This window comes from Leptothermofonsia sp. ETS-13 (genome assembly GCF_049200465.1).
Taxonomy (GTDB): Bacteria; Cyanobacteriota; Cyanobacteriia; order Leptolyngbyales; family Leptolyngbyaceae; genus Leptothermofonsia.
On the sequence record NZ_CP120836.1, the window covers coordinates 2,132,690 to 2,154,661 of the forward strand.

The following is a 21,972-nucleotide window of genomic DNA, read 5'->3' on the forward strand; positions in this document are numbered from 1 at the left end:
ACGCAGAAATGGAGTGAGTGTAACAATGAATGAAATGCGGCTAGTTGGCATTCACCCGATTGATGAGGACGTTTCTGTAGCAGGAGAACTTAGCCCAGAGCAATTGCAGCAAGCCTCTCAACAGGGATTTAAATCGGTGATCAATTTGAGGATGTCAAAGGAGAAAGGATTTTTACCCAATGAACCACAGATTGTGGAATCGCTAGGAATGCAGTATGTCCATATTCCCATAAATCCCTCTAGCTTGAGCGGCGAGCTTGTAGCTCAGGTTTCTGAACAAATTGATCAACTTCCGAAACCCGTTTTGATGCACTGCTCACTTGGTCTGAGATCGACTGGGATTGGACTGTTGCGGGCTGGAATTGATCGGGGCATGACCGCTGAAGAATTCCTACGACGAACAGAGGCGATGGGATTGAATTTTAACGATCGCCCTAGTGTTAAGCAATTTTTTGTAGACTACATTACTCAACATTTAGAACAGTTAGGAGAACCCAATGAAGAGCATGAATGAGAGCATGAATGAAACCCATTTCAATTATTTCAGTCAACCTCAGCGCGATTGTCTAAAAACTATTGATCCATCTTATTTGAATACGTTATTGAGTCAGCAAGTCGTCACGTTAGTGGATGTGCGTGAGCCTTCTGAACATGCAAGCGAAAAGATTCCCGGTTCGATTCTAGTCCCCCTGTCAAAATTTGATCCGAATCGCGTTCCCTTTGATGCCAACAAAACTACGGTGTTGTACTGCCGGACAGGCAATCGATCAGCTCAAGCGGCACAGAAATTATTCGCAGCAGGGATGAATGAAGTCACCCATTTGGAAGGGGGATTATTGGCTTGGGCGCAGGCGGGGTATCCAACTGAGGTAAACAAAAATGCGCCCATTAGCCTTATGCGCCAGGTGCAAATTGTAGCAGGTTCCCTGGTGGTGATTGGCACTGTACTGGGTGCGTTTGGGTCTCCCTGGTTTTTGCTGCTCAGTGGTTTTGTTGGCTCTGGGCTGGTGTTTGCTGGAATCACTGACACCTGTGCCTTAGGAATGCTGCTTGCCAAGATGCCCTGGAATCAACGGGTTTAAGTCAGCGCGGAAATCAATTAAACCCACACGAGAAGATTACTACTATGGTGATTACGGTCATTGGTTATGTACTGGCTGCCCTGGTGGGGATTAGCCTGGGCTTGATTGGGGGGGGAGGGTCGATCCTGGCAACCCCAATCCTGATTTATGTTATGGGTGTACCACCTCAATCTGCGATCGCCATGAGCTTAATCATTGTTGGCGCGGTGAGTTTAGTGGGCATTCTTCCCCATTGGCGACAGGGAAACATTGACTTCAAAACGGCTGCTCTGTTTGCTCCGGCGGCAATGGTTGGAGCCTATTTAGGCGCTAGAATTGCCACCCTTCCCATTGTAACTCCTACCTTCCAACTGATTAGCTTTGCGGTGATGATGCTGGTCGCCTCATTTTTTATGATTCGCAAGTCATCCCGCTCAATCCAATCCATCCCAGAAGAAACGCTGAAACCCTCGTCTACAAAATCCTCTGATCATGCAGGGTCTACAAAATCCTCTGATCATGCAGGGATTCCCCGTTGGCTGGCGATTCCCTCAGAAGGATTGGGAGTTGGTGCTTTAACGGGGTTTGTGGGCATTGGCGGCGGATTTATGGTCATTCCGGCACTGGTACTGTTGGGTGGAATGCCGATGAAGCAAGCCGTTGGCACATCTCTGGTGATTATTGCCTTGAAATCTGTCACCGGATTTGCAGGATATTTGGGGCGCGTACCCGTCGATGTCCCCTTGATGGTGACGTTCACGATCGTGGCTAACATTGGGATGATTCTAGGAGCTTACCTCACCAGATTTATTGAGGCAAAACAATTAGAGAAAGGGTTTGGTTACTTTACGATTGCTGTGGCTATCTTTATCTTGATCAAGCGATAAGTTCGAGCCGATAGAAACCTTCTAACTAGGGGAAACAAAATGAGTACGGAGTTTCTATCTGATACCGTTGCATTATCACGAATGCAGTTTGCTTTGACGGTTATCTTTCACACGCTCTGGCCCGTTTTAACAACAGGGATGGGAATCTATCTAGTCGTAGTTAAGGGCTTATGGCTCAAAACGCGCAACCCAGATTACTATTCATACGCGTTTTTGAGCAAAGCTTTATGTCTTGAATTTTGGGATTGGGGTCGCCTCTGGCTTGCCGATGGAGTTTCAGTTCGGCACAAACTGGGCACCTTTCTCGGAAGCCGTAGGTGATTTCTTTGGCAGCATTTTAGGCTTTGAGGCTTCGATGGCTTTGATGTTGGAGGCTGGCTTTCTGGGCATCATGCTGTTTGGCTGGGAGCGCGTTATAGCACTACGAAGGCAGAGTAGGACGTTAGAGTAGCAGTAAAAGCACGTTGAGAACTGCCGATGTCAACTTCCTACAGCTACGACTTACGAACAAAAGCAATCGAAGCGGTCAAGCGCGGTGAACGCAAAAGCGACGTGTGCCGAATGCTCAAGCTCAGTCGCAATACGCTCGATCTGTGGCTCAAACGCAAAGCCCAAACGGGTGACTATCAAGCGATGACTAACTTCCCAAAAGGCTGTGGGCACAAAATCACGGACCGCAAGCGTTTTGAGGAGTTTGTCAAGGAACATGGCGATAAAACTCAAGCACAGATGGCTCAGTTGTGGGGCGAGGGAGTGACGCAGCAAAACATCAGTGATGCACTGCGAAAATTGGAAATCAGCCGCAAAAAAAACCTATGGCTATCAAGAACGCGATGACATCAAGCGATGCGAATTCAAAGAGCGATTGAAAACTAAACCAAGCGAACTGGTAATTTACATTCGCTCAAGTGTGGAAAACGCACTGAGCAGGTCAGGTGGATCGCGGCACTGGTGCAAGGCAAGTTAATTGCACCGATAACGTTTGCCGGAGCTTGCAACCGAGATTTGTTTGAGATGTGGCTCGAAGAGTGTCTACTAACGCAACTGCAACCGGGCAGTGTGATTGTGATTGACAATGCGAGTTTTCATCGTTCTCAAGTGATTGATGTGATTGATGAACTGGTGATGCAGGCGGGATGTGAGCTTTGGTATTTGCCGCCGTATTCACCCGACTTGAACAAGATTGAGTGGTGGTGGAGCGTCCTCAAAAATTGGATGCGGCAGCGCATGAATGAGTTTGAAAGTTTTCGTGACTGTGTTGATGCTGCCTTCAAGCATTGTCCTAATGTTTATTCGTAGTGCTATATCTCTAGCTCTTCAGCACATTCATGAAATGGGTAATGTTCTAGACATGGGGATAGGAATCAGGGAAAATCGGAGCACTCGAACCCGTTAAATTCTCCCAAACAACTACGATGGTATTTGAACCTGTGCATTGCCCCACCTGTGAGAGCACGAATATCGTCAAGCATGGTAAAACCGCCGAGGGTAAGCAACAGTATAAATGCCGTAATCCTGAATGCACTCGTCATAGCTTTGTTCAGGAGTATTCTTACCGAGGCTACTTGCCTACTGTGAAACAACAGATTTGTGAGATGGCGCTCAACGGCAGCGGGATTCGCGATACTGCGCGGGTACTCAAGATTAGCCCAACCACCGTCCTTGAAGAATTAAAAAAAGATCGTCATCTTGAACACGTGAACCGACCCTTGTTAGAACAACTTAAGCCGACCTCTGCGATAGTCGTCAAACACATTAAGGAAGCGGAAGCTGACGAGATGGGGAGTTTTGTTCACTCGAAGCAGCAGGAGCGTTGGTTACGGCACGCAATTGATCATCAAACCGGGTACGTGTTGGCCTATGTGCTGGCCGATCATACAGACCAGGCGCTCGTTGAGTTAAAAGCATTGTTAGAGCCGTTTGGCGTTCAAACGTTTTACACCGATGGATGGGGAGCGTATGCCCGTTTGGTGGATGAAGACCAGTACGTCGTTGGCAAGTGGAATACCCAAAAAATCGAGCGCAAACACTTAACGTTACGAACGCGAATTAAGCGATTAGCTCGCAAAACCATCTGCTTCTCCAAGTCCGAATGGCTGCATGACATCGTGATTGGATTGTTCATCAATCGCTACGAGTTTGGGCGGGCTGTTTGACTTCATCGATCCCCATGTCTAGAACATTACCTGTTTGTCGTCCTCCCCCATAGTGTCGGGCACGCGGTTTTTGAATATATTCCCGCTCCAGATATGCTTGCTACGCAACTTCAAAGCTTTTCAGCAGGGTCTCAAACTCCGATTGGTTCAGTCCCGTTAGGCTTTGCAATACGTAGGATTTCCCTTGAAGCTTGCTGTAATTCAACATAGCGGCTTTCCTGGAATCGGCTTACCTCTTAAATCATCCTAATTTCCGATTCAGTCTATTTATTTGATACGTATGTTGAGCGCATGTTTCAGTGTCGGCGAAAGACTTCGTTCTATGTAAAACAACAAGCAATACATTGGCTCACCTGAGTGCATCCCACTTACACAATTCAACTTTTTGATTTTGAATACCAAATTGAGTGTGGGTGAGAATCTTGAGGAGCTGCTCCTCATCGCTAATGCCTTATTTGAGGACGAGTATCAGGATCGAATTGATTTTCTGCCTCTACCCTGACCTTTCTGTTTCAGATTTCACTGACTTGTTACCACACTGGGTCTCTAATCTATTTACAAGGATTCATCGGGTTCGTAGTAGCACCAGTTGTAACAGCGCGATCAACGGTTCCTGATTATGTTTCTGGCAATTCCTCGTTCAGCAAACTGTTTAAATCTCGCATTCCTGGCAAAATCCGCAGAATTTCTAGACGTGTGTCTTTGACTCGATAAACAACGATGTAAACTGTTTTACCAATTTTGGAAGTTATCAGCTCTCTGGTGCCAAAAACTCGCCCCGGTCTGCCCAGGTTAGACATTGAGGAAAGCCGCTTAATCAATTGCTTTAGGCGAGAAGCGACCGCTTTCGCTGCCTCTGGGTCGTCTTCAGCGATGTAGGCACGAATAGCTACTAAATCCTTTACTGTAAGCGAAAGAAATACTATGAGCATGGAGCAGGCTTTTCATCCTTCGTTCCCCAGGTATCCAACCATGCATCCACGGCTTTACCCTCTACCCATTCGGCTTCAGGACTATCCGCCAATGAGATCGCTTCTTCAATCGTTTGAATTTGCCAAAGGTGTTGCTCAATGTAGAAGGCAATTGCCTCTACTGCCAGCCAGGACTTACTACGCCGAGTACTCTGCGCTAAAGCATCCAGCTTGTCTTTTAATTCTGGAGCTAATCGAATGGTAAGGACTTCACTTTGAGCCATTAGTGTTCTCCCAATTTCCCCCACTCTAGCGTAGAGAATACAGTGTATACAATGTCTTCACCATATGAGTTTACAGCTGCGATCGCCCTTGCCACCTTCTCAAGCCATCAAACACACCTTAAAAGGATTCATCAGGTTCATAATAGCGCCAGTTGTAACGACGAGAGACGCTACCGCTATCCAACTTATCGTTCACGCAGTGTGCGCGAAGCGCATTCACTCTTGGATCACCATTCAAAAACTCGCCCAGATCTTCATATTGGCTGGGATACCAGGAACTAGGAGCCGTGGCTTTGGGTTCATCAGGTAGCACCATACTTTCCGCAGGTTTCAGGTGGGCAAAGCGCGGGTGACATTCATCTTGAGTTCTGTCATCTGGGGTCAGGAGTTCTTCGCTTTTATCATTGGGTTCTTGATCATATTCCTGAACCAGTAAACCGTTCTCCAGACGTTTAATGTGCCACGGCATCGTTATCCTCCTTGCTGTTCAATTCAAGAACAGCCACTTGGCTGATTTTGCCCTGGCTGCTTTGTGTAAAGGTTAAAGATGGTAGTACATTTATATCATGAACCGCAGGTAATGGATCTGACCATGCGGGTCATTGAGAGTTCCGGTCTCTGCATCCTGATGTTTGGTGGGGCGCACAATAACGGGAAAGGACGCTATTTGTCGGAACCGGCAATAATCAAGAACTCCTTACTTGAGCAGATGGTTGAGCCAGAGGAGTTGCAATCTTTGCTGCTAGTGAAAATCGATAACCGGAATCCAGATGCGAAGCATTTACGCACACGCAAATTTGCAGATGGCATTCATCGACGATTAGCGTTAGTTCTGGCAACAGCCACTACTTTGCAGATGACAATTTGCGTATGGCTCTCTCTGCTTCGCAATGACAAATATAGGCAGTTAGTTGAAACCCCCAAGTTAACGACTGCCCAAAGGGGTGCGGGCGCGCCTCAAGAATGGAGGGGCAAGGAAAGGTTCTGGTCGTAAACGTCCCAAGTACTAAGCCCCCATTGCTGAACATCTAGAGACAGACTCTAGGCGTTGCTGAAAAACAGTATGAATCGAAACGAAGTTTCGAGCATACTGCACCTATTTCATACCCAAATTTAGCAATGCCAAATTTAATTGCGTCCAGTTGTTTAATATAGCTCTACGCAGGTGCATTAGGACATTGGAATTAGAGAGGGAGTGGGGGCTTCGCCCCCAGCCAGGGGTTCCACCCCTGCACCCCGTCCTAACCACAATGACTACCGTTATACTAATTCAATACGAGGATGCGTAGAAAAAACCCTTTGTAGTCCCCCTTGGTAAGGGAACGGCGATAACCGGGGGGTGATGGTGTACAGCTTCATAAAACACTAGACTTAATCGGAAATAAGAAAGGAAATCAATTCTTTGCATAAAACTATGAATTCTCATGGCTTTATCGCCCATTCCCATATCGAGCGATTTATTTCCGATAATGTCTATCGGTATCAGTCCTAACCAACTAAGGTGTCACCTCTATGTTCAGCATTGTTGTAATGGTTGAGAACGGTTTCAGCGATCGCCTTTCCTGCTCCCCCCTTAACCAGCGCTACACACGCCCCGCCAAATCCGGCACCCGTTAACCGCGCACCAAACACGCCAGGAGTATTTTGCAAGATGTCTACTAACTGATCCAACGCAGGGACAGATACTTCATAGTCATCCCGCAGGCTGGCGTGGGAGGCGTTCATTAATTCTCCAAATGCTTCAGCCGAAACGCCTTCTAACACCTTGAGGACTCGATTGTTTTCGTTGATCACATGGCGGGCACGTTTACGAAGCGGATCAGATAGAGATTCTGCCATTTGAGGATCGCTAACATCTCGCAATGCCTTTACGCCTAATTGACGTGCTGCTTCCTCACACTCTGCCCGTCGTTGATTGTAACTGCTGTCCGCCAGGGATCGCGCCACACCGCTATCAATCACAACAATTTCCGCCCCGGTAGGAAAGGGGAGGAGCTGGCGATCAAGGGTGCGGGTATCGAGAAACAGCATGTGTTCCGTATCAGCAAGGCTACAGGCCATTTGATCTAAAATTCCGCAACTGACACTCGCGTATTGAATCTCTGCCTGTTGCCCCAGTTGCGCAATTTTGACATCATCCAGATTGAGATTGAGCAGCGATCGCAATCCCCTTAAGGTTGCCACTTCCAAAGCTGCACTACTGGATAACCCAGAACCAATGGGCACAGAAGAGGTCACAAATAAATTGATCGGGGGGATGGAATAACCAATCTGTTCTAACACCCGAATACAGCCATAAATGTAACGGGCAAATCCTTGTGGTGATGATTCAGATGGGCTAACATCAGCCCATTCTTCCAATTCGGCGGAGTAAAAATGGTGGCGATCGTTGGGGCTATGCCCGACGTAAACCGTTGTTTGCTGAGGAATCGCGGTGGGCAACACAAATCCATCGTTGTAGTCAGTGTGTTCGCCCAACAAATTCACCCGTCCGGGGGCACTGGCCTCAATATCGGGTGCTGCGTTAAAAATCTGTTGAAAATCCATTTCTAACCGATTCATGACATCAAGGCGATCGCTCAAGCTCAACCGGGACGGCTTGCAGTTCCTTTGCCTTCTCTTCGGGTAAGGCATCGTTGGCAAACATTCCCGCTGCCAGCTCGGTTCCGGCCAGGTACTTCAGTTTATCAGACGTGCGGTAGGGAGGGTAAAACTCAGCGTGGAGGTGCCATTCGGGGTGTGGTTTGCCGTTTACAGGAGCTTGAAACCATGCCATCAGGTAGGGAAAGGGGCGCTGCCACAATCCGTCATACTTAAGCGTTACGGTTTTGAGTGCTCTAGCAAGTCCAGTTCGTTGCTCTGGAGACAAATCCAGAAACGTAGCAACAGGTTGAATCGGTGCAATCCACACTTCGTAGGGATAGCGGGCACACACCGGAACGAAGGCGATCGCCCACTCATCCTGGTACAAAATTCGCTGATTGTCTGCAATCTCTTTCCGAATTAAATCCGATAGCAATCCCCGTTGCTGTTGCTGGTAGTACTCAAGTTGACACGTTCCCATCTGAGCAGGAACCGGCGGCACAAAGGGATAGGCGTAAATTTGTCCGTGGGGATGGTGCAGTGTGACACCCACTTCCACCCCTTTGTTCTCAAACGGCAGAACGTACTGAATCTGGGAATGCTGACTGATCACACGGGTGCGATCGCCCCAGACCTGAAACAGCAGTTCTAAATGATCCAGAGGCAGGGAACTGAGAGAAGCCTGCGGATCTTGCGTGAATACCACAACCTCACAGGCTCCATTGGCGGGTAGCGTATCCACAATTTCCTGGGGAGCATCCGTTGCAGTCGGCATCAGGGAGGGAAACCGATTATCAAATACGGCAATGTCATAATTTCCCGCTGGTAGTTCAGTGGGAAACTGGGGATCTTGGGTGGGGGCGAGGGGATTGTATGCGGCAGGCGGCATAAACGTCCGTCCCTGACGGTGACTGGCATAGGCAACCCACTCACCCCGCAACGGATGCCAGCGCAGGTGAGGATTTGCCCGAATCGGATCGGTACCGGGACTGGGGGCGACTATCCCTGCCGCAATAGGGTGTCGGCTGTATAGGGTGAGATGGCGATCGTCCGGCTTTAAGAGTGTTTGAGAATACATAAGTAGCTAGGTGTAATTAAATTAGTGTTGCTGAAAAGCAATATGAATCGAAATGAAGTTTCGAGCGTACAGCACCTATTTCATACCCAAATTCAGCAACGCCAACCGGCAGGTTAAGAGCGTGCAGAGAGAATGAGGCAATTAGTACAATAGAAACATGGCAAGGATTGCAACTCAAGTGGGGTATGAGTCAGAAGCTAGATTTAATCGAGCATTCAAGCGTCATTTAGGTATGCCTCCTGTCAACATGGCGAGACAGCTTACCCTGATTGGAATCAGAAACTTTTTGTATTCCTGAATCTTTTATTACAGAATCCTCCTAAGGGGATGAAAAGTGGGAATAATAGGCCAATGGAATCTGGTGGTATTGTCTTATGCCTCAATCCACTCGCAGGCGTAGGTTCCCTGTTGTCCCAAAACTGACCTGGGATTCCAACACCGAACTGGTCAGTTTGCAATTAAGCTTGCAACCGCATCAGGAACTTGTTGTCCCGCCTCATTATTCGACAGAGCTGCATTCCTGGTTTTTAGATCAGGTTCGTCGGATTGATTCTGGCCTGTCTACCTATCTCCACGATGGGCAATCTGAAAAGCCCTTCACCATCTCACAGTTGCAGGGTCCGATCCAATCACAGGGGCGATCGCTGAAACTAATGGCTGATTCTTCCTATCATTGGAACATCACAGCCCTCTCCAATCCTGTAGTTAAATGGATGAATCAATGGTTACAATCTCTCCCCAATGAAATTCATCTGCGGAATGGCTCTTTCAAAATTACCGACTGGAACTTTGCCTATCCCCCTACAACCTATGCCCAACTGGCTGAAACTTCCATTCCAGAACAACCCAGCATCACCCTTAGTTTCCTAACTCCGACTAGCTTTCGGCGTAAAGGTAACCATTTACCTCTGCCGATGCCGGTCAATGTTTTTCATAGTTATCTCTGTCATTGGAGCAAATTTTCAGGCGAAGAAATTGACCAGGATGACTTTTTAGACTGGGTAGACGAATTTGTTATTATTTTGCGTCATCAAATTCAGTCTGCTAAAGTTATAGCTGGCAAAAGTGGCTCTGTTACAGGTTTCACAGGCTCTGTTCAATTTGGGCTATCGAGTAGAGCAAAAGAGGACCGCGATTATGTTGAGCTGTGGCTTGCCCTGGGGCAATTCGCACCCTATTGCGGTACCGGGCACAAAACCACTTTTGGGTTAGGACAAACCGCTCCAGGCTGGCTCAACCCAACAGAAACTGCCGCTCCCTTCGTCCAGAATTTACTAGCTCAACGCATTTCTGAACTGACTGAAGTGTTTGCCGCTCAACGCAAACGCAGAGGGGGCGATCGCACAATCAACATTGCTGAAACGTGGGCCACGATCCTGGCTCGTCGTGAAATGGGTGAATCGCTAAAGGCGATCGCCGAGGATCTGGAGATGCCTTATGAAACAGTCAGAACCTATGCGAAGCTGGCTCGTCGAGCATTGAAGCAATCCTGATAGATCAAAACAAAAGTTTTGAAAGGGGTGGAGGGGTGCTTATCCAAACAACTGGTAGAAAACTTCTGCTAATGAAGCAATCCTGGTACCAGAATTTTGGGTGGTATATTCATACCAGTCACAAACTGAGTAAGTAGGTAGTCATAATTAATTGGTAAAGAGGGAAGTGGGGGCTGCGCCCTCAGACACGGCATTTCACCCCTTCCCCCCGAAATTATCCTTAATTTAATTGCGCCTGACCACTTAAGTTCTGGTTTAGTAACCTCACTATGAAAGCTCCAGTTTCCCCAATTCAACCCGGAAGCTGAAACTTCTGGAATGGCATTCCGGAGCCTGGCAACAAAAATCAAACGTTGGTTCCTAACCACGATCGCTCATCTGTAAAATTTGCAGGTTGATTTTAGAGATCAATTTCGATCATCTTAAAAGAGATATCCTTCTCTAACAGGGTTAAGTGCGATCGATGAACATAGGGACAGAGAGCAGTGCTATAGAGTTCAATTTCAGCCATGATGTTATGAAATTTCTGAGCTAGTGGTTCATTTAGCCATGTTTGCCCTGGAACCAGGATCAAAAAGGAATAAAAGCTGCACCATCAGAAACGAGAGGTCCGCTTCTGTCTATCTTTCTGATTCACAAATTTAGGATAGTGAGCAAAAGGGAAATTCCAGGGAAGAAATCGAAAAGATATAGGCTATAGGCTGTGGGCGACAGGAGTTTCTCCTGATTCCTAACTCCTGACTTCTATTTTCCAGCTCCTTTCCTTATCTCCATGCCATAAACGTTACACAAAGTTTCCAACTTCTGCCTAAAGCGATCGCGCAGCGCATCGGGTGCAATAATCTCACAATCCTCCCAGTAGCGAGACACTTCTCGGATCAACCAGAAGGGATTTGCGACTCGTCGGACAATTTGACGAACATCCCCAATCACCTGATTGTCAATATCTCCGGGTTTTGGTTCATAGGCATTCGCCAGCCACCCCTTAAATTGCAAGTACACTTTTATCGAATCCAGTTCTCCTCGCCATTCGCCTGCGATCGGCTCCAGTGATTGAATTCGGTCAATGCGCAGACAACGGTTGTGCCAGAGTTCTGGTAAATCTGGGATATCGGCCTCAATATCTGCCGTCTCATCACACCAGATTTGTAAGTAAAATCGCTTCTCCTGAAACTGAACTTCGGCATACCGAGCGTTTAGCTCAAGTCGTTCGCCCTGAGAATTGCGATAAGCTACTCGGAATGGCTGTTTCTGAGCGATATAGTGATCAAGCTGCTCTCGCCATGCTGGAGTTGATTGATTGAACTGCTGAAGCAAAGCCTGTCGCAAGGGTGCTTCTAAGTCTCCCTGCTCCAGTAGAAGTGCAATTACACTTCTCGCCTCCTCAATAAAACCCGTATCGACCAGTACTTTGATGGACTGCCGTAGAGCCTCAACCTGTTCCCCATTCAACGGGCGAGACTTCCCAACAGAAATTTGCCCTTGAGCAATGACCGTAACTAGCTTTGAAGGGCTAGGACTTTTTCCCCAACGGAGATTCAGGCGTTCAGCGATCGCCTCTAGCTTCTCTTTCGTTCCCGGCGGAACCGATAATGTCAGCGTTTCCTTTTTTCTAGGCATTCAAAAATCTTAATTCATACTTGCACTTCTAGAAAATTTGTGTCAACCTATTTATTGTAACTGTAAATTTCTCTATTGCATAAGCTTTAATTACATGCATCCCTTTTGTATAGATTGGTAAATTTTTCAATTTTTCTCAACCTGGCGCAATCCTATTCGGGAACTCTTGGAATTGACCTGATAAGTGAAAAACCTGAGAGATGCGAGGGCAATCAGCTTCAATATGGCCTGACTTATAAAGCGTATAGAGTAGGTATCCCAAATGTCTTTGTTAAATCGTGCTCCTAAAACACTGGAAGATCGCTACTTCCAGGAAATTCGTCCTAAACTTTATGAGCTTCATGGTAAACACCAGCAATCGGGCGTTCGTGAGAGCCGCACTCTCGCTGAACACTTAGATTCAGCCTGTCAATTTAGTTTGACCGTAAGTTATTTGGCAGGTGTACCAGAAACCCAAAGAGCCGTATTGCTAGCAGCCACAGCAGTTCATGACCTGAATAAGTTAGACGGTGCAAATGGGCGGAATGTCAGAACACTAGCCAGAAACCAGGAATTTCTTAGGGATCAGCTAGAGCAAGCTGGAGTTAGCGTCTTGATTCAGACGGATATTGATCTAGAGCTAGCACGGAAGCTGATTGAGCGGCACTCTGGACATAACGTCAGCGATGGAGCCAGATTCTTACCAGAAGACCCACAGATTGAACGATGGGCTTCGATCTTGCGGGCAGCCGATTTATTTGATTTAGAGCTAAAGAAGCAAAGCTGATCCAGAAACTTCGGGCTGAGCTAATTCATGCGCTTGGTCGTCCCTGTGAGCTCTTCCGCATCAGAATCACCGAAGATCGGGGATACATAACGTCTCTGCTGTTGAGTGCCTGTGAAGAGGTATTGAGTCAGCATCAGTACAATGTGCTGGCAGTGTTTCCAGATGGAATGTTGGTTGAAGGTGCAGCTAATCAAAATCTGGACTTAACGGTGGAAATTGCAGCGACCTGGCAAAGCAAGATTGATCAAGTCTTTTGTGACAATATTGAACGCCTGGTGACACCCACTAAAGATGGAATCAAGATTTCTAATCAAGCAGTGCAGCACGATCGCGAAGAAGTCTTGAATGTCGTCCTGGCATTGTTGGAGAAGAAGAAAGCAGGATTTAAGCTGGACAAGATTCAGAATGATGTTGAGAAATGGGGCAACCAGAAAGTTGAGCCTGCGTTGTTACAAGCAGCTTTAGAAACCGGACTTGCTCCAATCACCAATGCAGAAGAATTTGGCATTTCTGAAGGGATGAAAGCTGCTTACCTTAGTTACCGAGAAGTGGAACCAGAATTAACTCCCAAACAAGTATGGGATAAAATCGCTGCTCATGCTGGTTTGTCGGAGCAGCAACGACTAGCATTAGAACCGTTTGATGCGCTGTATGGGCGATCGCTGTTTGCTGCAAAACCATCCCCAAATGGAATGCAAGGTGTGATAGCAGCCTTACAGGAGTCGCTGGAGTTACGTAAGGATGACACTCAAACGAATCGTCTTGAAGTGTCTGAGGAGATGGTGACAGCCGTTCGGCGATCGCTCAATTGCGCTTTTGTCCAAAACACAACAGGAAGCGGTGAGTTAACGGCTTACATCACAGCAACCCCCGGCAGCGCTGCTCTCTGGGTGCAACCATTAGCAAAACCAACGAACTCAGGTCTGACAAAATGCCGATTGGAACAAAGGTGCAAATGTTCTCTAATCGTTTGCCGGGAGGAATGAGCAGTGATCCTATCCGGCAGGCAGAACCGATGGCAGCCTTGGCGTATGAACTCATGACGGTTGGTGCGTTCTTCCTGACGCAAGAAAGGAACCTCCGTATTATTTACACTTTGCACTACCGCAGGGTTCCTGTCCTGAATTTCTAAAAATCTGGCGGGATTGGTTGGAAGAAACAGCAACAACCAATGCGGACGGTGGACCCGTCAGTATTGATGAATTGAAGTTATACCAAGATAGAGCAATTGTCTTCAAGGCTAATAGGGTGGTTGGATTTGCCCTCCTAAGCGCCGTGATTTCGTCCATTCAACCGTGACAATTCCAATTACTTGGGAGATACGACCGCTTCTCTATCCCTGTTAAAGTCCTTACGATTGGCATTGGAGCTTTCACTGGCACCAGAATTTGGATTTCCATTTGTGCTCAGTGCTGGGTTACAGGTGGAGGTTGCTACCCATGTTTTTGCGAGGGTAGAAGGCATTCCTTCAGCGTTGCAATCGCTTTTGAATATTGGAAACGCTCCGGTAGGAATGTACAACCGATTGGAAGCAGAGAAAATTCTTACCCGATTACGATGCCTGTCTAAGCTAGCGATCGAGATTGTTAATTTAAATTTATCTAAAGTAGATGACTGCCTGTATGACTTGGCACGAGCCTGTGCTGAACCCTTCAGCCTTTACTTTGTGTTGCTGCGCTGGATTCTACGAGAACAGGGTGAGCCGAATTTCACATCTATATGGGATCAAATTCGAGAACCTTTAATGACTTTATTGGAGAGTCTCATGCCAAATGACAATTCTGCCTTAACTCATTATCTCAAAGAAGCGGCTCGAATTGCCGCAGAAGCAAAACTCTGGGAAGTTCAACTAAAAACCGAACCTCTCTTGCTGAACCATTTACCGAATTTATTACCGCTGCCCGTTCTCAAAAGGCTTACATGGATCTTGAATTTATGTTCGCAGCACTAGTGCAAAAATATCACACTCGATTGGATCGAATTCGAGAGCACGGTGTCGGTTCAAAAAGCTAGAGCGGATCAAAGATTACTACTCAGTCATTCGCAAGCTTTATGAAGATATTTATCAGGGCCGTCCTGATAAGCTACTGAGCGATCAAAAGAATCTGGAGGCTGCCTATCTTTTCTTCTTGGGAGGAGCTCTTCAAGAGGTACCAGAGAAAGCGGAGGCAGACAAACATGAGACTGAAGAAACAGCTGTATAGCCATTGTTTCGCCATCAATTTGTTGTTCATTAATTCACCACTAAGGAACTACTATGTCAATCGAAAAACTGAACCCATTCTTTGCGCCCACCTACGAAAATTTTCCCAAGGGACGCACAATTGGTCTAGTTGTTCTAAGAACTTCATTATCTGAGTTAATTCTGCGGACTGAGGGAACAGGGGAACCGATGTGTCGGGAATTTGTGCAAGCCGGACAAACCGATAAACAAGTGGTGCAGCGTTTGGTAATGACGAAACGCAAGCAAATTGCACCAGAACGACGCAAAGGACGGGAACATCTTCGAGCACAAGATCTACTGCATTCTAACAAGAAAGGTGTGGCTTGCGCTCTAAACACTAATGCACCCTGTGAAATGTGTATTGACTGCTTTTATATGGATTTGCGGTAGGTGGTGGTGGCGCACAGAAAAGCCGGGTCTGGACGGAAGATGCGTTTAGCATTTTGACCACTACCGACACCTTAAGCGATCGTACCATCAACGCCATTTTTGAAAATGGGACAATGCGAGATGAAAAGGTAGTGCCTCTAGTGCATTAAACACTAGCGAATACATCAAGCCAGGTGTTCATTTTCTCGATGTTGTTACACTCAAAGATGTCACCATGGACGAGTTTCGCTATGTTCTGGGTAACATTCTGCTTACCAGTCGCTATGGAGCAGTCTCCAGCCGCGTGGGGCGTATGGAGAATCAAATTCTTGGCATCTTTGGCGGCATTGCAGAACTCCCCAGTTCCTTGGAGTTAGTACAGGCAGTTCACGATCATTTCATTGCCAGTAACAAGCCTCTGGAACATCCACTCGATAATGGTGAATTGATTACAGCTACTCAAACTGTAATTTCTCACTGGACAAATCGTCGAGGTGTCTCATTGCAACTATCAAATGAAGAACTGAAGCCGTGATTGCAGATGTCGATCGCCATTGGTCTGATGCAGAGCGAGAAGCATTTCTCAAGCGATTGGATACCTCTTATGAACCGTTCCGTCAGGTGAGTGAAAATAAAAGTGAGGGCAAAAATAAAAGTAAGGACAAGAAGAAAGAAACCGTTGAAGCAGGAAATTAAGCCATGTCTGAGCAACTGAGTTTGCTAGATGAGGCAAAATCGGTCATAAAACCACCATTCAAAACCGCAAAACTGGTTGAATTGTGGTGTGCAGAACCCGTGTTCTTTGCCTCTAGAGAGCTGTCAGATACTTACTACACAGAGGGCGCGATCGGCAACTATGCCTTGGCCTATGCCTTTGGCTGGGCGCGATCGCCCTACCGTCTCACCGGACAAGACACTGGAAGACCAAGTTACCTTGAAGACCTCACACCGCTCAATCAGGAGTGTTACGTTTTGCCAGCTTGGTCAGCTACAGGTAGCCCAACATTTCGCTTTGAGCGATTCAATGCACTCTCCGATGCCTATTGGTACGCAATGACCAATAACCGGGTTGCGACTGCCCGTGAGGATGTCGTTAGGGTGCATCAGGGAGATAAACCAAGCACTTTCCGCCCCAGTAACTACCCTCAAACCGGGCGCCTGCGAATGATCGAACGCGGTAACCGATTTCATACCTTGGTATTCGGCGATCGCGAATTGCCTGAATACATTCGCCTGGGCAAATTTATGAGCAAAGTTCGGGTTGACGTTGTCGATGAACAACCGATTATTCGGCTATCTTCAGGCACCTATACCAGTCAACCCTGTCTCAGCACTGCAGATTTACCCACAGAAATTCATCTGCTGTCCTTTGATTTGATTTCCATACCACCCACCTCACTCGTAAAAATCTTCAGTTTGAGTATGAGGCTTGGCAGATCGGTGATTATATTGTTCCAGCCAACTTACAATTTTGCAGTGGAGCTAGTCGTAATGGCGTATGACGCGATCACAATTCAGTTGGAGCCTAAAAGTATTGCAGCCTGCCCTACTCCTCTCCCAGAATTGCAAGCCTGTCTCAAGAACGCCTTACAGCACCAAGTTGATGTGTTTGAAGCTGCCAGAGACCATGATATTGTCCTGGATTTAGCACCCACAGGAACAGGAAAACGAAAGCAGGCTTGTCAGTGCTACTTCATCAGCCCAACAGAAATGCAATCTATATTGCACCAACAAATGCATTGGTTGAACAACAGGCGGAGGCTGCCAAGGAGTTTATCACAGCTACAAACGGAAAACTTAATCACTACGTGCAGCCTGTTTCAGCGAAAGAAGTTCGCAAGTGGTCAAATGATCGCGTCGGGGTACGGGCAGGAGAGAAACTGTATAACCTGATTCGCAATCCAGCTTCAATTTTCCCAGAAGTTGGAGCTAATCGTCCTCTTTATTGGTCACGAACCCCGATATCTTCTACTACGCTACCTTCTTCTGCTATAATAGACTAGATCAGGGAATATCGCCTACAGCTTTCTCACTCAGTTTGGAATCATCATCTTTGATGAATTTCATTTGTATGATGCTAAACAGTTAGTTGGCTTATTGTTTTACCTGGTGTATTTGCATGAGTTTGGCTTTTTAGACAAAATGTCAAAGTCATATTACTGACAGCCACACCCGAACCTGCCTGCAAACAAGTCTTTGAGATCCTGGAAGCACAGGGCGTTCGGATTAAGGAAATCAACGGTGAGTTCGGTATCAATCAAATACCCTCTCAAACGGCTGTAAATTTAGAAATTCGTGTACAGCGATCGCGAGACGAATTTCTCACTGAAATTGCAGATGAGGTTGTTCAATGCCTTAACGCAAAACCTGATCACAATGGAGCCGTGATTCTTGATTCCAAAGATCACATTAATCGACTTGCAGACTACTTAAATACAAAAGGATTAGCCGGAAAATTTGGCAGAATTACAGGTTCCACTCCATTGCAGGATCGACAATGGGCTGCCCAGCAAAAATTATCCTGGCAACCAGTACGGTAGATGTAGGTTTCAATTTTGAACGTAATCCCGCTCTACCTCGCCAAAATCTTGATTGGCTCATCTTTTCAGCTCACGATCGCGCTGCCTTTTGGCAACGCCTTGGTCGGGTAGGCCGAGTACTAGGCAAGGTCCAAACAGATATTCCCTCTGAGGCGATCGCTTACCTGAAAGAGAAAGCCTGGGAACAGGGGATTGCCTCACTTGATGCCGCAGGCGGACGCACAGCCCTAAAGGAGAAGCTGGACGATTTGAAATGCATGGAACGTCCTTTTCTTCAGATTTACTGGCAGTCAGAAGCACTGTTAGAAACAGCCCGTCCTTTAGTCATTCTCGAAGAAGCTCTCAAATCACTATCCCAGGAAAGTCTGATTCCAAAGCTGTTTGAGACCCTGAAGGTCGTCTTTAACGGCAAGCGCGATTGGAAATATTATCGTAATCGAATGCTAGCTCTATTATTCGCCGAAAAGCTACAAAATGCACCAATTGTGGCTAAAGACGACAGACAATGGAATTTTGTGAAGGTTTGGAGTAAGGGTTCCTACAATGCTAAATACTACTTCCTCAGAGCATTTCTGGAAGCCAAACATCCAGACGATGCAGAAGATCTCAGGGAAGGACGAACAACCTTAAAAGATTGGGATGAAGCGATCGCTAAACGCAATGATATTGCTGAAGAAATAAAAACTTTTTCTGAAGAATGGTTAAACAGCTACGCACCAATCTTTCAGTTCCGCTCCAGCTTATTTGAAAATGTCCACATTCATGATCCTCACAAATTGTTATTGGATGTGTCAGAAGAAACGGAGCTTGATCCCATCCATCTACTCCGAAATTATGAATTTAATCAACGAAATGATGTGATTGAAGTCGTTGCTCGTGCAAAATTTCCCTACGATCTCAGCTTTTACTTGAACTATGAGGGTCTGAAGATGAATTCAAATACCTGAAACTAAACCGGTTAACAGCCTTTCAAAACTGCACAATACGACGTAGTCAACAAGGTGCTATATCTCCAACCCCTCTGCTTACAGCACTCAAAAGGAGTGGATAGCAGGTGTGATCGTTCCCACACTGGCGAATCAAGGAATCATCTTCTATCTACGGAAAGAGGGAATTGAGTCTTACCCGATAACAATAAAAGGAAATGGATTTTCTAAAGACTACACCTTCTTCACAGGCATTAATGCAATTATGACTGCAGCAATGAATGGCGTTAAAATTCGCTTAATGGATGAAGAGGAATTTTGGATTACTTGATAAAGAGAAATTCTATGGGGTTTGTCAAATTTTTGTGGCAATCCTGGAAAGGGGTTCGAGGAATCAGGGTTTCAAGGAATCAGAGCCCCGTTTCTAGAACATCCCCATTCTATGAACAAAAACGAACCCCTGCAACGCATTACGATCAATCCCAGTATCTTTGGTGGCAAACCTATTATTCGAGATCGCCGCCTTGTTGTTGAACACATTACAGGAATGTTGGCTGCAGGAGATATAACCGAAACCTTGCTCGAAGCCTACCCTGGTTAGAGTAAGCAGATATTGAGGCATGTTTGCTTTATACCTATCACGCCCATGAACGAGTTACACCATTACCATCTGAGGACTCAGAGCATCAAAATTCCAGCTCGGATGGCTTATCGATTTAGTAGCTGATCAGGGTTTGTTCAGAAGTTTATGCTTGATTCCCTTGACTCCCTTTGCAGATGTGCCACCGAAAATTTGACAGCTTCTGTCGATTACTTTCCAAGGCCCCCTTTTCCAGGCTTCTTTTTAGTGGATTGTTGCATCCATATCAGTTCAGCCATCACGCTTTTGCTCTCTTACAGCTTCAACCCCCGAATTCGCTCTTGCTGGTATGCCTTCACGTCCTCCGCCAGAGGATGAGTCAGATCAAACTTCAGGTGCGTCAGGGATGTCACACGCACCTCTTTGCCTCCTTCATCCTTCAGCCCGCACCCAATTCCACCCATGTCTCCAGAATATTTGACCTACGTCACCTCCAATTCATCCTCTGGAGACACTCGCTTTCCTTGCTCCTGCAACAGTTTGAGGAATTCCTTTCCTGGATATACCTTAAATGGTACTACGGCCTCTAACTTGTTACTGAGTGCAGTTGCCTCTGTGTAATTATCAATTTACATCTTTCATCCCCCATCATTCAAATATAAATCGCTCTGACTCAAAACTTAAAGCTCAAAACTCCATGCCTCACAGTTTAGTTCTTAACCTCCAACCGCGATCGCCCATTCCCCCTGGCTACCTCACCGGCAAACATCTTCATGCCCTGTTTCTGACCCTCGTAAGTTCCGTCGATCGCACCCTGGGAGACCATCTCCACGAACAGAAAACCGAAAAAGCCTTCACCCTCAGTCCCTTGCAGGTGTATGGGAGGGTGGATGAGTATCACCCCATCAATTCCTTCCTCCAATGGGAACATACCCAGATCATCCCCGCCGGAACTCCCTGTTGGTGGCGAATTTCTCTCCTGGATGATGCTCTATTTGGGCATCTGGCTCCCCTCTGGCTCAACCTGAATCCCGATCATCCCTGGCACTTAGGTCCTGCCGATTTAGTAATTACTAGTATCTTAGGTACACCCCAATCTACTCAGCCATGGGCAAATTTCAGTTCCTACCCGCAACTTTACGACCAGGCATCTAACGAAACTCGCCAGATTACCTTTATCTTTGCCACCCCCGCCACCTTCCGTCAGGGCAAGTATGACTCTGCTTTACCAACCAGGGAATGTGTGTTTAATAGCCTTATCAATCGATGGAATCGTTATAGCAGCATTCCTTTCCCTGAAACGTCAGTTGAATCTCTTTTTCCCAGTTTTTTTGACATCCAAACTGAACTTGTTAATCACCCCGATGGCAAGTGGGCGGGCTGTGTGGGCACGATTAGCTATCATATTTTAGGTAGCGTCAGTCCAGACACAATTCGACAAATTAACGCACTAGCAGATTTTGCACTCTACAGCGGCATTGGCCGAAAAACACCGATGGGAATGGGCATGGTCAGGCGATTGAATAAATCCTGCATGTCACGTTGCTGAGTTCAGTCATTAACTGTTAAACATTAACTGTTAAGAATTAGGGTGATCATCATGGACATAGTCACTATTACTGTGATGGTAACAGCTTCTATGCTGTCTGCAATACATCAAAAGAAGCCGACACCCAAAACAGCTGAGCAAGAGTCAGCTGAAGCAATCGGCAAGTATAGCTCTACGCGGGTGCATTAGGACATTGGAATTAGAGAGAGAGTTGGGGCTTCGCCCCCAGCCAGGGGTGGAACCTCTGCACCCCGTCCTAACCACAATGACTACCACTATATCTTACCAAGGGCTGTCGAATTCAAATGGAAATCAATAACTAGAGGGAGTAAGGATGGCAGAACCTGATTACATCCCGATCGCCACACTCAACCACTACACCTACTGTCCCCATCGCTGCTGGCGAATGTTTTGTTTGGGTGAATTTGTGGATAACCAATACACAATTGAGGGAGCCAGCCTGCACGATCGCGTTCACACTCAGGGTGAAGGACAGCGGGAAGACACCTGGCAAATTCGAGCCATCTGGCTCAAGTCGGAACAGTATCGGTTAATTGGCAAATCTGACTTAATTGAAGAAACCGATGGTCGCTGGTATCCCGTGGAATACAAGCGGGGGCACCGGGGCGAATTTGACAACGACGAACTACAAGTCTGTGCCCAGGCACTGTGTTTAGAAGAAATGACCGGAAAACCCGTCACCCTGGGCTATATTTACTACGCCCAATCCCATCAACGCCAACCTGTAGAAATCTCAAAGGAATTAAGACAACAAGCGATCGCCACCATCCAATCCATTCATCAACTCCTCACCAGCGGAACCATGCCCCCCGCCATCTACTCCCCCCGCTGCAAAGGCTGTAGCCTCTACTCCCAATGCCTTCCCAAAGCCGCCGACAAAGTTAAGCGATATCAGGAAAGGTGATGGGGTAATATTCCTTGGCT

General features: G+C 46.8%; 26 protein-coding genes and 3 pseudogenes. 22 read left to right on the plus strand and 7 right to left on the minus strand.

Translation table 11 applies throughout. From position 1 onward, the window contains the following. The first annotated feature begins 25 nt into the window (after nt 1-25). The 7 genes and pseudogenes from P4D80_RS09480 to P4D80_RS09510 all read left to right on the plus strand — a co-directional run bounded on the left by P4D80_RS09480 (nt 26) and on the right by P4D80_RS09510 (nt 4,104). The gene (locus tag P4D80_RS09480) at nt 26-514 is read left to right on the plus strand and encodes a beta-lactamase hydrolase domain-containing protein (protein WP_421658895.1); all 489 of its coding nucleotides are present in this window, start codon (nt 26-28) and stop codon (nt 512-514) included. Beyond that, the gene (locus P4D80_RS09485; RefSeq protein ID WP_421658896.1) at nt 498-1,082 is read left to right on the plus strand and encodes a rhodanese-like domain-containing protein; all 585 of its coding nucleotides are present in this window, start codon (nt 498-500) and stop codon (nt 1,080-1,082) included. The genes P4D80_RS09480 and P4D80_RS09485 overlap by 17 nt, the downstream gene beginning before the upstream one ends. Before the next feature lie 44 nt (nt 1,083-1,126). Further along, nucleotides 1,127-1,948, plus strand: coding sequence for a sulfite exporter TauE/SafE family protein (locus tag P4D80_RS09490; protein WP_421658897.1), 822 nt, complete (start codon nt 1,127-1,129; stop codon nt 1,946-1,948). An 81-nt stretch (nt 1,949-2,029) separates the two neighbouring features. Next, entirely contained in the window at nt 2,030-2,269 is a 240-nt protein-coding gene (locus P4D80_RS09495) for a cytochrome ubiquinol oxidase subunit I (RefSeq protein WP_421659513.1), read from the plus strand. Beyond that, nucleotides 2,217-2,399 (plus strand): cytochrome ubiquinol oxidase subunit I, encoded by a 183-nt coding sequence (locus P4D80_RS09500; protein ID WP_421658898.1) that lies wholly within the window; start codon nt 2,217-2,219, stop codon nt 2,397-2,399. The genes P4D80_RS09495 and P4D80_RS09500 overlap by 53 nt, the downstream gene beginning before the upstream one ends. 26 nt (nt 2,400-2,425) lie before the next feature. Continuing rightward, nucleotides 2,426-3,247, plus strand: a pseudogene (locus P4D80_RS09505) (transposase). 116 nt (nt 3,248-3,363) lie between these two features. Beyond that, complete coding sequence (locus P4D80_RS09510) at nt 3,364-4,104, plus strand: IS1 family transposase (protein ID WP_421658899.1); 741 nt, start codon at nt 3,364-3,366, stop codon at nt 4,102-4,104. A gap of 617 nt (nt 4,105-4,721) precedes the next feature. On the opposite strand, the gene P4D80_RS09515 is transcribed toward P4D80_RS09510, so the two are convergent. The 3 genes from P4D80_RS09515 to P4D80_RS09525 form a co-directional block, all read right to left on the minus strand. Then, nucleotides 4,722-5,036 carry a type II toxin-antitoxin system RelE/ParE family toxin gene (locus P4D80_RS09515; protein ID WP_421658900.1) on the minus strand — a complete coding sequence of 105 codons (315 nt, stop codon included), beginning with the start codon at nt 5,034-5,036 and terminating at the stop codon, nt 4,722-4,724. Further along, on the minus strand, nt 5,027-5,299 hold the full coding sequence (locus P4D80_RS09520; RefSeq protein WP_421658901.1) for a CopG family ribbon-helix-helix protein: 273 nt from the start codon (nt 5,297-5,299) through the stop codon (nt 5,027-5,029). The genes P4D80_RS09515 and P4D80_RS09520 overlap by 10 nt, the downstream gene beginning before the upstream one ends. 118 nt (nt 5,300-5,417) lie before the next feature. Next, on the minus strand, nt 5,418-5,768 hold the full coding sequence (locus P4D80_RS09525) for a hypothetical protein (RefSeq protein WP_421658903.1): 351 nt from the start codon (nt 5,766-5,768) through the stop codon (nt 5,418-5,420). A gap of 78 nt (nt 5,769-5,846) precedes the next feature. Between P4D80_RS09525 and P4D80_RS09530 the strand changes: the two genes are divergently transcribed. Next, entirely contained in the window at nt 5,847-6,293 is a 447-nt protein-coding gene (locus tag P4D80_RS09530) for a hypothetical protein (protein WP_421658904.1), read from the plus strand. Nucleotides 6,294-6,787: 494 nt separating this feature from the next. On the opposite strand, the gene galK is transcribed toward P4D80_RS09530, so the two are convergent. Then, entirely contained in the window at nt 6,788-7,933 is a 1,146-nt protein-coding gene (gene galK / locus P4D80_RS09535; protein ID WP_421658905.1) for a galactokinase, read from the minus strand. Next, nucleotides 7,866-8,960, minus strand: a complete 1,095-nt coding sequence (gene galT / locus P4D80_RS09540; RefSeq protein WP_421658906.1) for a galactose-1-phosphate uridylyltransferase — start codon at nt 8,958-8,960, stop codon at nt 7,866-7,868. Before galT ends, galK begins: the two co-directional genes overlap by 68 nt. A 148-nt stretch (nt 8,961-9,108) precedes the next feature. On the opposite strand from galT, the pseudogene P4D80_RS09545 reads away from it, so the two are divergent. Both P4D80_RS09545 and cas6 (P4D80_RS09550) read left to right on the plus strand, forming a co-directional pair. Next, a pseudogene (locus P4D80_RS09545) lies at nt 9,109-9,258 on the plus strand (helix-turn-helix domain-containing protein); the annotation flags it as partial. Between the two features lie 76 nt (nt 9,259-9,334). Further along, nucleotides 9,335-10,453 (plus strand): CRISPR-associated endoribonuclease Cas6, encoded by a 1,119-nt coding sequence (gene cas6 / locus P4D80_RS09550; RefSeq protein ID WP_421658907.1) that lies wholly within the window; start codon nt 9,335-9,337, stop codon nt 10,451-10,453. Between the two features lie 744 nt (nt 10,454-11,197). Here cas6 (P4D80_RS09550) and P4D80_RS09555 read toward each other — a convergent pair. After that, the gene (locus P4D80_RS09555) at nt 11,198-12,073 is read right to left on the minus strand and encodes a helix-turn-helix transcriptional regulator (protein WP_421658908.1); all 876 of its coding nucleotides are present in this window, start codon (nt 12,071-12,073) and stop codon (nt 11,198-11,200) included. Between the two features lie 262 nt (nt 12,074-12,335). Here P4D80_RS09555 and P4D80_RS09560 point away from each other — a divergent pair, with 262 nt between their 5' ends. The 10 genes and pseudogenes from P4D80_RS09560 (at nt 12,336) to P4D80_RS09605 (ending at nt 19,499) form a co-directional block, all read left to right on the plus strand. Then, complete coding sequence (locus P4D80_RS09560) at nt 12,336-12,839, plus strand: hypothetical protein (RefSeq protein WP_421658909.1); 504 nt, start codon at nt 12,336-12,338, stop codon at nt 12,837-12,839. A 122-nt stretch (nt 12,840-12,961) separates the two neighbouring features. Beyond that, nucleotides 12,962-13,825 carry a hypothetical protein gene (locus P4D80_RS09565; protein ID WP_421658910.1) on the plus strand — a complete coding sequence of 288 codons (864 nt, stop codon included), beginning with the start codon at nt 12,962-12,964 and terminating at the stop codon, nt 13,823-13,825. Next, on the plus strand, nt 13,822-13,971 hold the full coding sequence (locus tag P4D80_RS09570; protein WP_421658911.1) for a hypothetical protein: 150 nt from the start codon (nt 13,822-13,824) through the stop codon (nt 13,969-13,971). The genes P4D80_RS09565 and P4D80_RS09570 overlap by 4 nt, the downstream gene beginning before the upstream one ends. A gap of 180 nt (nt 13,972-14,151) precedes the next feature. Continuing rightward, entirely contained in the window at nt 14,152-14,790 is a 639-nt protein-coding gene (locus tag P4D80_RS09575) for a hypothetical protein (protein WP_421658912.1), read from the plus strand. A gap of 306 nt (nt 14,791-15,096) precedes the next feature. Beyond that, nucleotides 15,097-15,967, plus strand: a pseudogene (gene cas7d / locus P4D80_RS09580) (type I-D CRISPR-associated protein Cas7/Csc2). Further along, entirely contained in the window at nt 15,964-16,128 is a 165-nt protein-coding gene (locus P4D80_RS09585) for a hypothetical protein (protein ID WP_421658913.1), read from the plus strand. Before cas7d ends, P4D80_RS09585 begins: the two are co-directional and overlap by 4 nt. 3 nt (nt 16,129-16,131) lie before the next feature. Further along, nucleotides 16,132-17,325 carry a type I-D CRISPR-associated protein Cas5/Csc1 gene (cas5d, locus tag P4D80_RS09590; protein ID WP_421658914.1) on the plus strand — a complete coding sequence of 398 codons (1,194 nt, stop codon included), beginning with the start codon at nt 16,132-16,134 and terminating at the stop codon, nt 17,323-17,325. Nucleotides 17,326-17,929: 604 nt separating this feature from the next. Continuing rightward, the gene (locus P4D80_RS09595) at nt 17,930-18,919 is read left to right on the plus strand and encodes a hypothetical protein (RefSeq protein WP_421658915.1); all 990 of its coding nucleotides are present in this window, start codon (nt 17,930-17,932) and stop codon (nt 18,917-18,919) included. Nucleotides 18,920-19,028: 109 nt separating this feature from the next. After that, the gene (locus tag P4D80_RS09600; protein WP_421658916.1) at nt 19,029-19,229 is read left to right on the plus strand and encodes a hypothetical protein; all 201 of its coding nucleotides are present in this window, start codon (nt 19,029-19,031) and stop codon (nt 19,227-19,229) included. Between the two features lie 111 nt (nt 19,230-19,340). Further along, the gene (locus P4D80_RS09605; protein WP_421658918.1) at nt 19,341-19,499 is read left to right on the plus strand and encodes a DUF433 domain-containing protein; all 159 of its coding nucleotides are present in this window, start codon (nt 19,341-19,343) and stop codon (nt 19,497-19,499) included. A 293-nt stretch (nt 19,500-19,792) separates the two neighbouring features. Here the strand turns inward: P4D80_RS09605 and P4D80_RS09610 are convergent, their stop codons facing one another. Then, nucleotides 19,793-19,942 carry a hypothetical protein gene (locus tag P4D80_RS09610; RefSeq protein ID WP_421658919.1) on the minus strand — a complete coding sequence of 50 codons (150 nt, stop codon included), beginning with the start codon at nt 19,940-19,942 and terminating at the stop codon, nt 19,793-19,795. Nucleotides 19,943-20,175: 233 nt separating this feature from the next. Here P4D80_RS09610 and cas6 (P4D80_RS09615) point away from each other — a divergent pair, with 233 nt between their 5' ends. Together cas6 (P4D80_RS09615) and cas4 are read left to right on the plus strand one after the other, a co-directional pair. Beyond that, nucleotides 20,176-21,027, plus strand: a complete 852-nt coding sequence (cas6, locus tag P4D80_RS09615; RefSeq protein ID WP_421658920.1) for a CRISPR-associated endoribonuclease Cas6 — start codon at nt 20,176-20,178, stop codon at nt 21,025-21,027. 334 nt (nt 21,028-21,361) lie between these two features. Beyond that, nucleotides 21,362-21,952, plus strand: coding sequence for a CRISPR-associated protein Cas4 (gene cas4, locus P4D80_RS09620; protein ID WP_421658921.1), 591 nt, complete (start codon nt 21,362-21,364; stop codon nt 21,950-21,952). The last annotated feature ends 20 nt before the right edge of the window (nt 21,953-21,972 follow it).